Raw genomic sequence first — 15,735 nt, 5'->3', positions numbered from 1 at the left:
ACCTTTATTCTTACAAAAGCAACGGAAATATCCCTCTTTTTCGACCAGCTAGTAACGTTGATTCTATAAAATATCTCGAATCCAAATCTTCCATATTATGCTTCTTATCTTGAATAAGGCTACTTTGATTAGTTCATTCCATAATCAACAAATAAATAATAATAATTGAAATTAAAAAAATAGATAGAGGTTAACATTGTGATGTTGAGGAATAAGTTGCACTTCAACACGAACAAAGTGAATACATAAAAGTACATTCTTTTCATTTTTTTGGTAATTTACTGAAACTTATAGTAGACTGATTCGTAGAGTACTGTTGAAAAGAATTTTTTACCAAGGAAAAGAGAGGATGGAAAAATTGAAAAGAAAAGCATTTCAAAACCTGAAAAAAGCAAGTGTATCTGCGACAGTAGCAGTAGTGGCGTTAAGTGGATTTGGAGCTACAGCTACATATGCATCAGCTGAAGAAGACCCGATGTCCCTTTATTTAGACGCACAGAAAAACACAAATGAAGTACAGTGGGAAAGGTACAAGCCTTACACGGAAACATCTTATGAGCTACAAGATCGTTTGCTGGAAGAAGCCTATGAATCTAATTCTACGATTCAAGCAGGTTTAGATGTAAACAGTGATATGATCCATCAAATGGTTCCAAAATTGTCTATGTATGAAAAAGCTTTATCAAAAGCAAAGCTTGAAACATCTTCTAAGTTGGACCCAAGTACAAATGAAATGTTTGCGGATATGGATTTGTATTTAGATCGCTACAGAATTGGACAAGGTTCTTTCTATCAGAATGAAGAAAAGACTTCAGTGAAAATTACTAATCTATATAACAAGTATTTCACGGTGAATAATGATGATTTTGGTAATTTAATGGAAATGTCAGGTGCAAATGCAGAAATGCCAGCTACTCCTGAGGGTCAAATGAGCGCCGCTGCTCCTGAGATGACTAAAATTCCAAACGTAGTGGAATATAATCAGACTACATTTACAATGGATGAGTTAAAGCAGATTGGCCAAGATTACCTAGATATCTTAGAAGAACAAGTAAAAGAAGCTGACTTTTCCCTAGAAGAAAATGCTTCTTTTGAAGATGAAACATACAACAAGGTTTCCGTAAAAATTGATGAAGAAAACGCTCAAGAGATGATCAAGAAGTTATTAGAAGAACTAAAAAATGATGAGCGTATCTGGGATACGGTTATGACACAAATGGAAATGCAAGGCGTTCCTACTGAAGGTCAGGAAGAAATGATGATTGCTGATCTAAATAAGGCTATCGAAAATGTTGATAAACTTCAACTTCAAGACGGTATCAACATTGAAGCGTACATTAAAGACAACTTAGTTGCTCATGAAGAGATTACATTTAGCATTCTAAACCCTGAAACAGACCAAACTGTTTCTGTAGAAATGGTAGGGAACTACAAAGAAAATGGCGATGATTATCAAGCATCAGGCGATATCTCTATTGTTTCTGAAGCTGCAGACACAGACGTTGTTCTAAGCTATACAGAAGATGGAGAAGAGGTAAGTAACGGCCTGAACGTGGATAACACATTCCGTTTGAAAGTAGATGCACCTGAAACTCAATCTGACCTAAACGTTGGTCTTGATCTAACATCAGAATACACTGAAACTTCCTCAAATGTAGCGTTCGACGTTATTTTAGATGGGGAAGCACTTCAAGGACAAATGATTCCTGATATCAGTGGTCATGTGAACACTACATTAAACAAGGAATCTGATGATAGCTATAGTCAGGACATGGAATTTGGCCTGGACTTAGCAATGACAACTCCTCAAACGGGTGAAATGAATGGTAGCCTAACGTTTGATGTACAACAAGATGTGCAATTCACAGACGAGCTAACGTTCCCTGAAGTAACAGAAGGGGAAAATGCAGTAGATATGACAAACGCGTCCGATGAAGAAATGGCTGAAATCGGTGAAAAAGTTCAACGCAACATGAAGCGCTATGCTGACGTATTTAAGTCCGTCTTTGCTAATACTCTATTTGACGAACAAAAATAGTTAGTATTCGTAATAGAGTCATAACCTGGTAGATTTTTCATCTACCAGGTTTATTTTTGTACTGGCACCTCGTGCTCCTTTAGGTGGTCGCTCATATATTTGGAATGTCGCTCATAAAATTCAAATCTCGCTCATAAATTTGAAAAGTTGCTCTTAAATTCCAAATTTCGCTCATAAATCAAAAATGTCGCTCAAACACGAGATACTCTCCCGCAAAAGCGCACCTATAAAAATTAGCGTTTAGCAAAGAGGTTATATACTTTTAAAGCTTGCATGTCTTGCTCCAGCGCCTAGCAACATCGAAGTGAAATTATTTAGATGCCTCACATACTAGATTGAACTACCTCATGTTGCACGGGTTGCATAGTATGAGTTGCTAATCAGTATCCTATACGTTTCTTTGTGTATTCCGTGTTAAAAATTGGTAAAGAATCCAATTTTCTCACGCACTACTCGACAAAAAATGATAAAATATAGACATGTAATTTTTCAAAAGGGGGGATTATTGATGAAAAAGGTCATGCTAATTGTAGGTTTACTATTGATTTCGATGTTGTCTATAGAAGGCCATGTTCATGCAGAAGAACGTTCTGTTCCAAAAAATAAAACCTGGGAAATCAAATTTAATACCCCAATGGATCCGACCACAATCAATCATGATAATATATATGTAATAGGGCCAGATGGAAACAAAATCTCTAAAACGAATATACGACTCTATCTATCTAATAATAATAAGGTGGTAGAGGTAGAACCTAAAATTCCGTATAATACTGGGAGCACATACACTCTACATATTGGTACAAATGTAAAAGCGGAAAATGGTGAAAACCTTAGGGAAGAAGAAACGTTGAAGTTTAAAGTACATAAGGGCAAATACTCTGATCAGGCATTAGAATATTTTCAAGAAATTGCTTTTGGATCTGAATGGATTGATGGGGATTATCCCATTCGAAAATGGAAATCAGATCCGAAAATCAAAGTATCAGGTTCCCCTACATCAGAAGATGCAAAGGCTTTAGAAAATACTATTAATGACATCAATCAAGCACAGGATAGTATTACACTTACTCAACAAGACGAAAATGCAAATATCGAAATTTACTTCGTACCATTAGAAGAATTTGATCAATATGTTTCTAACCCTAAAGAAGGAAACTGGGGGTTATTTAAGTATTGGTGGAAAGAAGGTTATGTCATTAACCGAGCTAAAATTCTTATTGCAACCGATGTAACCTCTCAAAAAGGGCGTACTCACTTAATTCGGGAGGAATTGACTCAATCATTAGGACTCGTGAACGATTCCTATAGTTATCCCGATAGCATGTTTTTTCAAAAATATACCTATATCAAAGCTTTTACGGATTTAGATGAAACCCTGATTAAGATGTTATATGAAAACAAAATTCAACCTGGCATGGGTCCAGATAAGGCAATAGAAACATTTAACAACATGTAGTATTTGAACGCCTGGGCGATTCCTTTAATCATAAAGGGTTTGCCCAGGCGTTTGTGTTTGGATTGCAAATTGGAATAACACATGAGAATTTCGTCCTTGTTCCACGCTCACCTCCAGCGATATTGGGAGGAACGGAAACATGGCTTGGAAGCGGGATTGGGGCGGTCGCTCCTAAATTGGAAAAGTTGCTCGGAAAATGGTCGAAGTCGCTCCAAAATTCCAAAACTCGCTCGCAAAGGGGCCCAGCGCATGTCCGCCACCCCCGGACAGATCCCAGCACGTCTTTCAAAACAGCGGTCGCTCCTAAATTGGAAAAGTTGCTCGGAAAATGGTCAAAGTCGCTCTAAAATTAAAGAAGTCGCTCCTATAATCAGAAACTCGCTCGCTAAGGCTCCCAGCGCACCCGAGTGCACGTCCACACCCGGCCAAAGCTTATACTTACTAACAAAGCTCTAATTGTCCCCATCTAATCCAATAACAAAAAAGCATCAGGTTTTGTTTTTTAGGGTATGAAGGTTATCATAATAAATAGAAAATAGAGCATGTTTTTGGAAGGATTGTATTCAATTGGAATTATCTGTACATACACTAATTTTCTTGTTCTCGTCAATGCTGATTATTGGCGTTGTTGCAACAAAATTTTCTTCTCGTTTAGGGTTACCTTCTCTAGTTTTATTCCTTTTAGTAGGAATGTCTTTTAACAATTTCGTTTACTTTGAAAATGTAGAACTTACGCAATTAATTGGAATCATTGCCTTGATTATCATCTTATTTGAGGGTGGTACACAGACCAAATGGCATCATATTCGTCCCATAATTGGCTCTGCAGGTATATTGGCTACGCTTGGTGTGTTCCTTACCACTATAGTAACGGGTGGAGCAGCTATGTATATCCTGGATTTCTCTTTATTAGAAGGAATGTTGTTTGGTGCAATTGTTGGTTCAACAGACGCTGCTGCTGTATTTGCGGTTCTTGGCAAAAAAGATATCAAGAAGAGACTTGTTTCTACGCTTGAAGCAGAATCGGGATCAAACGACCCGATGGCAGTGTTTCTAACGGTTTCCTTGATTGAAATGATACAAGTTCCTGAAACTTCTATTTGGTCCACGTTAGGGACATTTTTTGTCCAAATGGGAGTTGGGTTGGTCATTGGCCTTGTACTTGGAAAAATTACCGTTCTCCTTATAAATCATATAAAGTTGGATGCTTCTGGTTTGTACCCTGTATTGGCGATAGGTTGTGCTATCGTTACCTATGCGATTGCTGGTGCAATTGGGGGAAGTGGACTTCTGGCTGTTTATGTAATGGCTGTTTTCGTTGGGAATAATGACCTTCTGTATCGCTTTTCCATCTTAAGGTTTAATGAAGGATTTGCATGGATGATGCAGATTGTTATGTTTATCCTGCTTGGATTACTTGTGTTTCCAAAACAACTTCCTGAAGTGTTTTGGCAGGGGATTTTACTATCCATTATATTAATCTTTGTGGCTCGTCCGATTGCTGTTTTTATATCTACTATGTTTATGAAATATAATCTAAAGGAGCAGTTGTTCGTTTCTTGGGCAGGATTGAAAGGTGCTGTTCCAATCGTTTTAGCCACATATCCAATCGTTGCGGATGTGGAAAATAGTGATCTCATCTTCAATGTTGTCTTTTTCGTAGTCTTAATATCAGCCTTGATTCAGGGAAGTACGTTATCATGGCTGGCAACGAAATTAGGTCTTACTGTGAAAGAGGATCATGACGTCATGCCAAGCATGGAATTAATCACATTAGGAAAAACAGATTCTGAAATCATGGAAGTAGCTATGACAGAACAATCGCCGGCTATCGGAATATCATTAACGGATTTGCAGCTGCCAAGTGACACGTTAATCATAGGTATCATCCGAGATAGAAAAGTTATTACCCCACAAGGAAATTCGATACTGGCAAGCGATGATACGTTATATGTACTGGTGCATAAGGAGAACAGAGAAAAGGTGAAAGCTGCTCTTATAGGTACTAAGCCAAAAAAGAAAATGGTTAAAAAGAAATCATCGTGAGTGATGTAATCAGTATAGAAGGGTTAGCTCAAGAGTTTCATCTAAAAAAAGGAGATTTAAATGCACTATTCGACTCAACAAAAAATACTAGCAGCCCTCCCACACGTGATTGCTATGGTCCCAATACCACCCTTTAATATATTAGCTGTGTATGTTTATCGGGTGTTAGCAGGTCAACAATCTATACTAATCGATGAGCATTCCAAAGAAAATATTAACTTTCAATTGAGCTATCAGTTATATTTCTTATGTTTTATGATCTTTGCTTTTGGTATCAATGGACTTTCCTCGTTTTTTGATATTTCTGCTATGGACCTACCGCCTGTATTTGCGGTTATTGGAGTAGGGGCAGGGTTTATCATAATAGGTCTTTTGTTGCTACACGGCTTTTTTGTACTTATATTTCTAGTGGCAGCTATCGTGAAAGCATTAATGGGTAAACCATACAAGTTTCCTTTAACCATTCGATTTTTGAAATAAGCAACTTCTATTATCAAATAAAGCTCAGAGTATAATGCTCTGAGCTTCTTTCTACATGGAGGGTATTATATAAGGAAAGGCTCACATCAGTAACCTAGTGCAACTAAAAGGCACAACAAAAATAGAATACTAGATATGGGAGTCATGATGAGCCGTTCTAGTTTACTTTGTGATACTACATTTCCTACCGTATTCACCCCTAAGAAGACGGTGAATACCCAAAGAATAGGATGGGTAGGTAGGAAAGGTTCAATAATGGGAGTGTGTTGGAGGATTAGAATACCCATACATACAAGAAATAATGCTGAAAACATACTAGCGATGCGGAGGTGTATTGGTAAAATGCGATGTTTACCACCCCACGCAGCTGCGCCTAATGGAAATCCTAAGGCTAATAATAGTTGATAGATAGCTATCCCAACTAACAGAAAAAATATGATGAAAGGAATAATAGAATTACCCATTTTAAAGCTCCACCCTCCACAGCGTGTTAGTTTGTTCCTTTATATGAAATTAAAAAATTCAAGGCTTGTGTATAACTAAAAAGTGATCCGATGCGGCCACGTCCAGCTCCAGCGCCCAGCGACTAGCAAACTTCCTGCTCCCCCTTACGATAAGTTAACATCAAATCACGCATGTTTTCGTGTTGCCTTTATCTCCTACGGTAGGCAGAGGAAGTTCGATTAAGGGCAATACGTCACGTAGCAACATCGAACCAACCCACGTCATGTGGACCGCAGTATATACGTCGCTAGCAGGGCGCCCTGAGCTTTTGTTCTATATCTATTCTACTACTAAATCACTTATTACTGCACCATTTCTTTCACTAACTTCTTATTTCGTTGTTTGAATCGGTCATTATGAGAAGAAACTAAAGCAGTAGCATTTGCTTCTGGTTCGATGTATTGTTTAGCTCGATTCACAGCATTTGCTGCATCCTGGAATGCGCCAGCAATTAAATTCAATTTTCCTTCGTGCGTTAAAATATCACCTGCGGCATAAAGTCCCTCTACAGATGATTCGCTTCGTGCATTTCCTGAGATGAAGGAATCATTCGCTATTTCAAGGTTAAGAGGGCTATTTTCTAAGAGAGCAGCGTCTCGGTCAAAGCCATGGTTAATCACTACATCATCCACTGCTACTTTAAAAGATTCTCCCGTTTGCTGATTTGTTAATTCTACTTCCTCTATACATTCATGGCTATCACTTGCATGTAGCTTTGAGATGGATGTCTGAAAGAAGCATTGAGCAGATCCACTTAGCAATTGCGTAATTTGGGCTTCATGTCCCTTTAATTGTTCTTTTCGGTAGGTAAGATACACTTTTTTCGCCACTGGCTCCAATTCATTTGCCCAATCAATAGCTGAATTTCCGCCACCAGAAACAATGACCGTCTTGTCTTTAAAACGCTGAAGTGACTTAATCGTATAGTGTAGATTGGTTACCTCAAATCGTTCTGCCCCTTCAATTGGCAGTTTTTGTGGATTTAAGATGCCACTACCTACTGCTACGATTACGGTTTTAGAATAGTGCACGTCACCAGAAGCTGCTTTAAGTACAAACATGCCATCTTCTTGTCTTGATATGGATTCAATTTTCTCATTCAAGACAACCTCTGGATCAAACGTCATTGCTTGCTCAACAAGCTGGTCCATCAGCTGAGCTCCTGTAGTAGGGGTGAGGCCTCCTACATCCCAAATCATTTTCTCAGGATAAACTTGAATCTTTCCTCCTAATTGAGGCTGATATTCAATAATTTTTGTTTTCATTTCTCGTAAACCACTATAAAAGGCTGAATAAAGCCCAGCAGGACCACCGCCAATAATAGTAACATCAAAGTATTCCATTTCCTCCATGTATTCGCACGCTCCCCATTCTCATTTGTAAGACTATCATTCTTTTGAACTAAAATTATATTGACAATCGTTATGAACACAATTATAGTATTCATTGTAACCGATATTGAGAATCATTATCAACAACATTCGCGAATTAATCTAGGGAGGCTTCACTATGGTCCGTCTATACACGGAAAATTTACAAATTGGATACGGCGAACGCTCCGTTGTGGAAGATCTTTCTCTTCATATCCCAGATCAGAAAATTACTACCATCATCGGTTCAAATGGATGTGGAAAGTCTACGCTACTGAAAGCCATGACGCGTATCATTTCTCATCGGTCTGGATCCGTAATTCTGGATGGGGACAGCATTACTAGGGAAGATACAAAAGCTCTTGCTAAGAAAATGGCGATTCTCCCACAATCTCCTGAGAGTGCATCAGGCCTTACAGTTGGAGAGTTAGTATCGTACGGACGGTTTCCATATCAAAAAGGCTTTGGACGATTGACCAAGAAAGATATCGACATGATCAATTGGGCGCTTGAGGTAACGGGTACCGAAGATTTCAAATACAAGCCTGTTGATGCTTTATCTGGAGGACAACGTCAGCGTGTATGGATTGCCATGTCCTTGGCTCAAGAAACGGATATGATTTTTCTTGATGAGCCAACAACGTACCTGGATATGGCACATCAGTTGGAAGTGTTAGAGCTTCTGCAAAGGCTGAACCTGGATGAAGGGCGTACGATTGTAATGGTTCTGCATGATTTAAACCAAGCAGCGCGTTTTGCTGACCATATAATCGCCTTGAAAGATGGCAACATCGTAAAGGCAGGATCATGTGAAGAAGTTATACAAAAAGAGGTGTTGAAGGACGTTTTTCAAATCGATGCGGAAATTGGTAGGGATCCACGTACCAATAAACCAATGTGTATAACATATGACTTAATAAAAGGAGAAGATACTTATGAAAAAAGCAATTATTCCATTCCTACTGTTGTTCGTGCTCATTCTTAGTGCATGTGGAGGTCAATCATCTGAGGAAGCAAGTTCTGCTGATGATCAAAACGAAAACCAAGAGGAATCTAGTAACAATGAAGAAAAAAGCAGTGATTCCTCCTCGGAAACCATCACCTATGAATCTGAAAATGGTCCAGTTGAAGTTCCTGCTAACCCAGAGCGAGTAGTTGTATTATCATCCTTCGCAGGGAACCTAATGGCATTAGATGTTAATCTAGTTGGAATCGATTCATGGTCAAAGATGAACCCTCGCTGGGAAGAAGAGTTAAAAGATGTTGAAGAAGTTTCTGCAGAAAACCTTGAGAAGATTATCGAACTTAACCCGGACTTAATCATTGGATTATCTAATACGAAAAACGTTGATAAACTCAAAGAAATTGCTCCTACTGTTACCTATACATACGGTAAAGTAGATTACCTACAGCAGCATATTGAAATTGGTAAGCTTGTAAATAAAGAAGAACAGGCGAAAGAATGGGTTGAAGATTTCAAAGAGCGCGCTCAATCTACAGGAGACAAAATCCGCGAAAAAATTGGTGAAGACACGACAGTTTCTGTAATCGAGAAATTTGATAAGCAAATCTATGTTTTCGGTGATAACTGGGGACGCGGAACAGAGATTCTATATCAAGAAATGAATCTTAAAATGCCTGAAAAAGTGAAGGAAATGGCTCTAGAGCAAGGATATTATGCCATCTCACCAGAGGTCCTACCAGAATACGCTGGGGACTATATGATTGTTAGTAAGAATGAAGATACAGATAACTCTTTCCAAGAAACAGAAACGTATCAGAATATTCCTGCTGTGAAAAATGATCAAGTATTTGAAGTGAACAGTAAAGCCTTCTATTTTAATGATCCTAACACACTAGAATATCAATTAGACTACTTCCAAGAAGCATTCCTTGGTGAACAGTAAGACGAGAACAAGGCTGTCGAATGGTTTCGGCAGCCTGTTCTTATTTTTACGTACATAATGATGTCCTTCCTAGGGTTTAAACTTTAATATAGAAAAGATGATTGACATGATTGCAAATAAGAATACTATTCCATTATATTACAAGTTCATATTAGGGTTTATCGTGCTTGTTGCATCTTTTTTTGTAGCGATGGTATTAGGTGCTGCGGATATTAGTGTGAAACAAGTTTGGCTTGCTATTACAACTAGCGCTTCAACAGAGAGTGCCAATATCATAAGGGAGATTAGGTTGCCTCGTGAAGTAGCTGCCATTGTCGTAGGGATGGCATTGGCCGTTGCTGGTGCAATCATGCAAGGGATGACCAGGAACCCTCTTGCAGATCCTGGTTTGTTAGGGCTAACAGCTGGGGCAAACGCCGCACTAGCATTAACCATGGCCTTGCTTCCATCTGTGAATTATTTTGGAATTATGATTGCATGCTTTATTGGAGCAGGAGTAGGGTCCGTAATGGTATTTGGTATAGGCTCACTAAAAAAGGGTGGCTACTCCCCTTTCCGAATTGTTCTAGCAGGTGCTGCTGTTTCGGCTTTATTATCTGCTATTGCAGAAGGAATTGGCTTGTATTTTAACATTGCTAAAGATGTGTCGATGTGGACTGCTGGAGGTCTAATTGGTACAACGTGGGATCAAATTCAAACCATCACCCCTTTCATCCTTTTAGGTCTTGTTGTGGCAATCTATCTTTCTAGACAACTAACCATTTTAAGCTTAAATGATGATGTAGCGGTAGGATTAGGTCAGAAGACAACGAGAATTAAGCTTACGTTATTTATTGTGATTATTTTTCTTGCTGGAGCTGCAGTTGCCTTAGTAGGAAATATGGCTTTTATTGGTCTCATGATTCCCCACATTGTTCGTCCAATCGTCGGGAATGACTACCGCTATATTATTCCAATGTCAGCTCTGTTTGGTTCTGCTTTTATGTTATTAGCGGACACGATAGGCCGAACCATTAATGCACCATATGAAACACCTGTCGCTTCTGTCGTAGCGATTATGGGATTACCTTTCTTTCTATTTATCGTAAATAAGGGAGGGAAGACCATATCATGATTCATCCAGCGATTATAAGAAAACAACGATTGATTATAACGGCTCTCCTTCTATTAATTACGGGGACTGTTTTGGTCGGGTTAGGTCTTGGGTACTCTTCTGTGAGTTATGATCGGTTGATTCCCATCTTCCTTCAGCAAGGAACATTTAAAGAAAACTTTGTTGTCTTTTCTGTACGTATGCCTCGAATAATCATTACCGTTTTAGCAGGAATGGCCTTGGCGTTGTCAGGTGCCATTTTACAAGGGATTACTAGAAATGATTTGGCAGATCCAGGAATTATTGGTATCAATACTGGGGCTGGTGTTGCGGTTGCAGTCTTCTTTTTATTTTTCCCAATCGATGTAGGATCTTTTGTGTATATGCTACCAATCGTTGCTTTTGTAGGAGCATTCCTGACGGCGACATTGATATATCTATTTTCATATAAAAAAAGTGTTGGACTTCAACCAATCAGGCTTATCTTAATAGGAGTTGGCTTTTCAATGGCCTTCTCCGGTTTAATGGTTGTATTGATCTCTTCTGCAAAACGAGAGAAGGTAGACTTTATCGCAAATTGGCTAGCAGGAAACATTTGGGGGTCTGATTGGCCGTTTATTTGGGCCATCTTGCCATGGTTAGTCATTTTAATTCCGTTTACATTGTACAAAGCGAACCGTTTAAACTTGTTAGGGATGGGCGATTCAGTGTCGATTGGAGTGGGACTTTCCATCGAAAGGGAACGCTTTTCGATGCTATTAGTTGCCGTAGCATTAGCATCTGCGGCTGTATCCGTTACAGGAGGCATTGCGTTTATAGGATTAATGGCACCCCATATAGCTAAAAGTCTCATTGGACCGAGAAATCAATTGTATCTTCCCATCGCAATTCTTTTAGGGGGATGGCTATTGCTAGTAGCGGATACGATAGGGCGAAATATTTTAGAGCCTGATGGAGTACCAGCCGGAATTATGGCTGCCTTAATTGGCGCACCTTATTTCATTTATTTATTGATACGGAAAACGTAATGGACGTCTCTCCATGTTATACTATAAACAAACCATTTCTTCCATTGTAATGAGATGTAGATATTGAACCCTGGCAACGTATTGAGAAAGTACGTATAGAGTCAAACAAATCTTCTACTATAAGTCTAGAACGACGGATTTCTGGTTAAGATGGTAACATGGTTTTGACAGCCGGAATGTTTCATTATAATATATAGAAGAAATTACGTATTATTTCGTTGACGAGAAGAGTAGGCAATCATCCAGTCCTCAGAGAGTCACCAGTTTGCTGGAAGGTGATGGCGGTTGTTTGGCTGAAGATCATCTCCGAGAAGTTCCTCCGAAAGGCTTCGAGTAGGGAGAACCGGGAAACGACCGTTATTCGTTTTTGCAAAGAGCCGTGCATCTGCACGGAATCTGGGTGGTACCGCGGAAGTATATCCGTCCCTGACATGTGTTCAGGGGCGGATTTTTTGATTTATATAGAAAAATAAAAGGGTAAGAGGTGGAAACGATGCGCAGTGTAAACACGAAAGAAGCGGCTATTGACCGCGAGAATCGCGTCAAAGATTACTGGAACGCAGAAGATGTCTTCCGTCGCTCGATGAACGAGCGCGAGGGCGCCGAAACATTTGTATTTTATGAAGGACCGCCAACAGCGAACGGTCTTCCGCACGCGGGTCACGTACTAGGCCGCGTCATCAAAGACTTTGTTGGTCGCTATAAAACGATGCAAGGGTATCAAGTGCTTCGTAAAGGTGGCTGGGATACACACGGCTTGCCTGTAGAGCTTGAAGTCGAAAAGCAGCTTGGCATCTCCGGGAAACAGGAAATCGAAGAGTACGGTGTCGAGAAGTTTATCGAGAAATGTAAAGAAAGTGTCTTCAATTATGAACAAGAATGGCGTGAATTCACGGAATCGATCGGGTACTGGCTCGACATGGATGATCCGTATGTCACGCTTCACAACAGCTATATTGAGAGCGTTTGGTACATCTTGAGTGACCTTCATAAGCGTAATCTGCTTTCTAAAGGTCACCGTGTAACGCCTTACTGCCCGAGCTGTCAAACGACATTGAGCTCACACGAAGTCGCGCAGGGTTACGAAGATGTGAAGGACCTTTCCGCAACCGCGAAGTTCAAAGTAAAAGGTACAGAAAACGAATTTTTCCTTGGGTGGACGACCACGCCTTGGACACTTCCAGCGAACGTAACACTTGCTGTACACGCTGACCTCGATTACATTAAGGCCAAGAAAGACGGAGAAGTGTACATTGTGGCAGAAGCTTTAGCTGATAAGAACCTTGGCGAAGAGTACGAAGTCGTGTCCCGTCACAAAGGTAGCGAGTTCGCAAACGTCGAGTATGTAGCACCATTCCCATACGTGAAGCCAGAGCGCGGTCACTTCGTTGTCGAAGCGGACTTCGTTAATGCGGAAAGCGGTACAGGTGTCGTACACATCGCTCCAGCTTATGGTGAAGATGACTACAGCCTGGTGAAAAAGCACAACCTTTCCTTCTTCAACGTTGTAGATGGGCAAGGACAATATACAGAAGATATTCCTCCATTCGCAGGTCGCTTTGTGAAAGACTGTGACGTCGACATCGTGAAGTACCTAGCGAACGAAGGACTCCTTTTCCATAAAGAAAAATACGAGCACAGCTACCCGCACTGCTGGCGTTGTGATTCTCCACTCTTGTACTACGCAATCGAGAGCTGGTTCATCAAGACAACAGAACTTAAAGACAAATTCCTTGAGAACAACCAACAAGTCGAATGGTATCCAAACCACATCAAGGACGGCCGTTTCGGAAACTTCCTTGAGAATATGGTCGACTGGAACATCGGACGTAACCGTTTCTGGGGCACACCGCTGCCTATCTGGATCTGTGATTCCTGTGATCACCAATACGCACCGCACAGTCAAGCTGATCTTAAAGAAAAAGCAATCGGCGATATCGGCGATGTGGAGCTGCACAAGCCTTACGTGGACCGCGTTCAGCTGAAGTGTGAGAAGTGTGAAGGAACGATGGAACGTGTCCCTGAGGTCATCGACGTATGGTTCGATAGTGGATCCATGCCGTTTGCCCAGCAGCACTATCCATTTGAAAACAAAGACCAGTTTGAAAAGCAATTCCCTGCAGATATCATCTGTGAAGGAATCGACCAAACGCGTGGGTGGTTCTACAGCCTGCTAGCGGTTTCTACACTATTCACAGGCAAAGCGCCATATAAGCGCGTACTGTCTACCGGTCACATTCTGGATGAAGAAGGACGTAAGATGTCCAAAAGTAAAGGAAACGCCCTAGACCCGACAGAACTAGTCGGCAAATTCGGAGCCGATGCCTTCCGTTGGGCACTTCTTGCAGATAGTGCACCTTGGAACAACAAACGTTTCTCTGAGCGCGTCGTGATTGAGGCGAAGTCCAAAGTCATCGATACACTCGTGAACACGCACGGCTTCTACACGCTATACGCTAACATCGACGGATATGAATTCAATCCGAATGATGCCGGCGAGAAGACACTACTTGATCGATGGGTTCTATCGCGCTTGAATAGTGTAACGGGCGTTGTAGAAGAAGCATTGAACGATTACGACTTTACAAAAGCAGCAAACGCGCTTGAGAAGTACGTGGATGAGCTAAGTAACTGGTACATTCGCCGTTCCCGTGAACGTTTCTGGGAAGAAGGCATGACAGAATCTAAGAAAGCCGCTTACCACACGCTACACGAAGTACTGACAGGCTTGAGTCAGCTGATGGCACCATATACACCGTTCTTAGCAGACGACATTTATCAAAACCTGACGGGTCAAAGCGTACACTTAGCATTCTTCCCGAAAGTAGACGAACAAGTCGTCGACAAACAGCTAGAACAAGATATGGATGCTGTCCTGCAAGTGGTTGAGCTTGCGCGTGGCGTACGTAACACAGAAGAAATCAAAACGAAGCAGCCACTAGCTGAGCTAACCGTTATCCCGGTAAACCCAGCCCAAGGGGAAGCGATGGAAAAATACAGCTCCATCATCCGAGATGAAATCAATGTCAAAGAAGTTGTCGTGAAGCAGTCTTCTGACGACCTTGTCCGTTACGAAGTGAAGTTAAACTTCCGCGCAGCCGGACCAGTTCTTGGGAAGAACGTTGGTGTTGTGAAAGGATACTTGGAAAAACTATCTGACGAAGAAGCGGCACAAGTCGTACAAGACGAAAAAGTTGTCGTTCCAACTAGCGATGGAGACGTAGAAGTCCCAATCGACCTATTGAACGTAGAACGCATTGCCGATTCTGGCCTTTCCATGGGATCCAATCAAGACTTCCACGTCGTATTGGATACCAACATTACAGAGGAGCTTCGCCTAGAAGGCCTTGCTCGTGAAGTAATTCGTGTCATCCAAGACGATCGAAAACAACAAGACCTACCAATCGATCTCCGCGTCGACATCACGCTTTCTGGTGATGACGATGTAAAGAAAGCAATCCAGGAGAATGAAAGCCTAATCCGTGAAAATGTCCTCGTGAACAACCTGACTGTTGGGGAAACGGATGAGATGAAGGAGTTTACTGTTGGAGATAGCGTTGTGAAGGTAGCGTTACAGAAATAAATGAGATCAGCCCGAGCTATGAATGCTCGGGCTTTTTTATGCATAGGTCATTAAAGTTTGGTGTTGATTATGGAATCAACTAATTAAAAATAGCCTTATTCAAGATAAGAAGCATAATCTTGAAGACTTGGATTCGAGATGATTATTGGTTAGGGGGAGGGTCCGATGCTTAATGAGTGTTAGGGATGGGTGGGAAACGGCTCGCGTCCTGCCGGCGAGCTGGCAAG

At 40.9% G+C, this 15,735-nt stretch carries 11 protein-coding genes and 1 other annotated feature; of the genes, 9 read left to right on the top strand and 2 right to left on the bottom strand.

Annotated features, from left to right (window positions below; genetic code table 11):
• Window positions 1-349: 349 nt before the first annotated feature.
• The 4 genes from N782_RS10835 (at window position 350) to N782_RS10815 (ending at window position 6,023) form a co-directional block, all read left to right on the top strand.
• Window positions 350-2,038, top strand: a complete 1,689-nt coding sequence (locus N782_RS10835) for a DUF6583 family protein (protein ID WP_036819499.1) — start codon at window positions 350-352, stop codon at window positions 2,036-2,038.
• Between the two features lie 508 nt (window positions 2,039-2,546).
• Window positions 2,547-3,497, top strand: coding sequence for a DUF2927 domain-containing protein (locus tag N782_RS20735; protein ID WP_052111299.1), 951 nt, complete (start codon window positions 2,547-2,549; stop codon window positions 3,495-3,497).
• A gap of 567 nt (window positions 3,498-4,064) precedes the next feature.
• Window positions 4,065-5,543 carry a potassium/proton antiporter gene (locus N782_RS10820; protein ID WP_036819496.1) on the top strand — a complete coding sequence of 493 codons (1,479 nt, stop codon included), beginning with the start codon at window positions 4,065-4,067 and terminating at the stop codon, window positions 5,541-5,543.
• 60 nt (window positions 5,544-5,603) lie between these two features.
• On the top strand, window positions 5,604-6,023 hold the full coding sequence (locus N782_RS10815) for a DUF4870 domain-containing protein (protein ID WP_036819493.1): 420 nt from the start codon (window positions 5,604-5,606) through the stop codon (window positions 6,021-6,023).
• Window positions 6,024-6,109: 86 nt separating this feature from the next.
• Here N782_RS10815 and N782_RS10810 read toward each other — a convergent pair whose 3' ends face one another.
• Together N782_RS10810 and N782_RS10805 are read right to left on the bottom strand one after the other, a co-directional pair.
• Window positions 6,110-6,487 (bottom strand): hypothetical protein, encoded by a 378-nt coding sequence (locus tag N782_RS10810; protein WP_036819488.1) that lies wholly within the window; start codon window positions 6,485-6,487, stop codon window positions 6,110-6,112.
• A 342-nt stretch (window positions 6,488-6,829) separates the two neighbouring features.
• Window positions 6,830-7,879: an NAD(P)/FAD-dependent oxidoreductase gene (locus N782_RS10805; protein WP_036819485.1), complete on the bottom strand. Its 1,050-nt coding sequence runs from the start codon at window positions 7,877-7,879 to the stop codon at window positions 6,830-6,832.
• Window positions 7,880-8,036: 157 nt separating this feature from the next.
• Here N782_RS10805 and N782_RS10800 point away from each other — a divergent pair, with 157 nt between their 5' ends.
• From N782_RS10800 to ileS, 5 genes are all read left to right on the top strand, one after another.
• Window positions 8,037-8,882 (top strand): ABC transporter ATP-binding protein, encoded by an 846-nt coding sequence (locus tag N782_RS10800; RefSeq protein ID WP_036819484.1) that lies wholly within the window; start codon window positions 8,037-8,039, stop codon window positions 8,880-8,882.
• Entirely contained in the window at window positions 8,833-9,804 is a 972-nt protein-coding gene (locus N782_RS10795) for an iron-hydroxamate ABC transporter substrate-binding protein (RefSeq protein ID WP_036819479.1), read from the top strand. The genes N782_RS10800 and N782_RS10795 overlap by 50 nt, the downstream gene beginning before the upstream one ends.
• Before the next feature lie 106 nt (window positions 9,805-9,910).
• Window positions 9,911-10,918 carry a FecCD family ABC transporter permease gene (locus N782_RS10790; protein ID WP_036819476.1) on the top strand — a complete coding sequence of 336 codons (1,008 nt, stop codon included), beginning with the start codon at window positions 9,911-9,913 and terminating at the stop codon, window positions 10,916-10,918.
• Window positions 10,915-11,925, top strand: coding sequence for a FecCD family ABC transporter permease (locus N782_RS10785; protein ID WP_036819475.1), 1,011 nt, complete (start codon window positions 10,915-10,917; stop codon window positions 11,923-11,925). Before N782_RS10790 ends, N782_RS10785 begins: the two co-directional genes overlap by 4 nt.
• A 209-nt stretch (window positions 11,926-12,134) precedes the next feature.
• Window positions 12,135-12,356, top strand: a binding site (T-box leader).
• 62 nt (window positions 12,357-12,418) lie between these two features.
• The gene (gene ileS, locus N782_RS10780; RefSeq protein WP_036819473.1) at window positions 12,419-15,508 is read left to right on the top strand and encodes an isoleucine--tRNA ligase; all 3,090 of its coding nucleotides are present in this window, start codon (window positions 12,419-12,421) and stop codon (window positions 15,506-15,508) included.
• Window positions 15,509-15,735: the final 227 nt, after the last annotated feature.

Origin of the sequence: Pontibacillus yanchengensis Y32 (assembly GCF_000770635.1) — a bacterium.
GTDB classification, from domain to species: Bacteria; Bacillota; Bacilli; order Bacillales; family BH030062; genus Pontibacillus; species Pontibacillus yanchengensis.
This window is presented reverse-complemented; position numbering and strand designations above follow the sequence as displayed.

Bases quoted from the DNA above. Each gene is read 5' to 3' on its own strand.
- N782_RS10835 (WP_036819499.1), top strand. From the start codon at position 350: ATGGAAAAATTGAAAAGAAAAGCATTTCAAAACCTGAAAAAAGCAAGT.
- N782_RS20735 (WP_052111299.1), top strand. From the start codon at position 2,547: ATGAAAAAGGTCATGCTAATTGTAGGTTTACTATTGATTTCGATGTTG.
- N782_RS10815 (WP_036819493.1), top strand. From the start codon at position 5,604: ATGCACTATTCGACTCAACAAAAAATACTAGCAGCCCTCCCACACGTG.
- N782_RS10810 (WP_036819488.1), bottom strand. From the start codon at position 6,487: ATGGGTAATTCTATTATTCCTTTCATCATATTTTTTCTGTTAGTTGGG.
- N782_RS10805 (WP_036819485.1), bottom strand. From the start codon at position 7,879: ATGGAGGAAATGGAATACTTTGATGTTACTATTATTGGCGGTGGTCCT.
- N782_RS10800 (WP_036819484.1), top strand. From the start codon at position 8,037: ATGGTCCGTCTATACACGGAAAATTTACAAATTGGATACGGCGAACGC.
- N782_RS10795 (WP_036819479.1), top strand. From the start codon at position 8,833: ATGAAAAAAGCAATTATTCCATTCCTACTGTTGTTCGTGCTCATTCTT.
- N782_RS10790 (WP_036819476.1), top strand. From the start codon at position 9,911: ATGATTGCAAATAAGAATACTATTCCATTATATTACAAGTTCATATTA.
- N782_RS10785 (WP_036819475.1), top strand. From the start codon at position 10,915: ATGATTCATCCAGCGATTATAAGAAAACAACGATTGATTATAACGGCT.
- ileS (WP_036819473.1), top strand. From the start codon at position 12,419: ATGCGCAGTGTAAACACGAAAGAAGCGGCTATTGACCGCGAGAATCGC.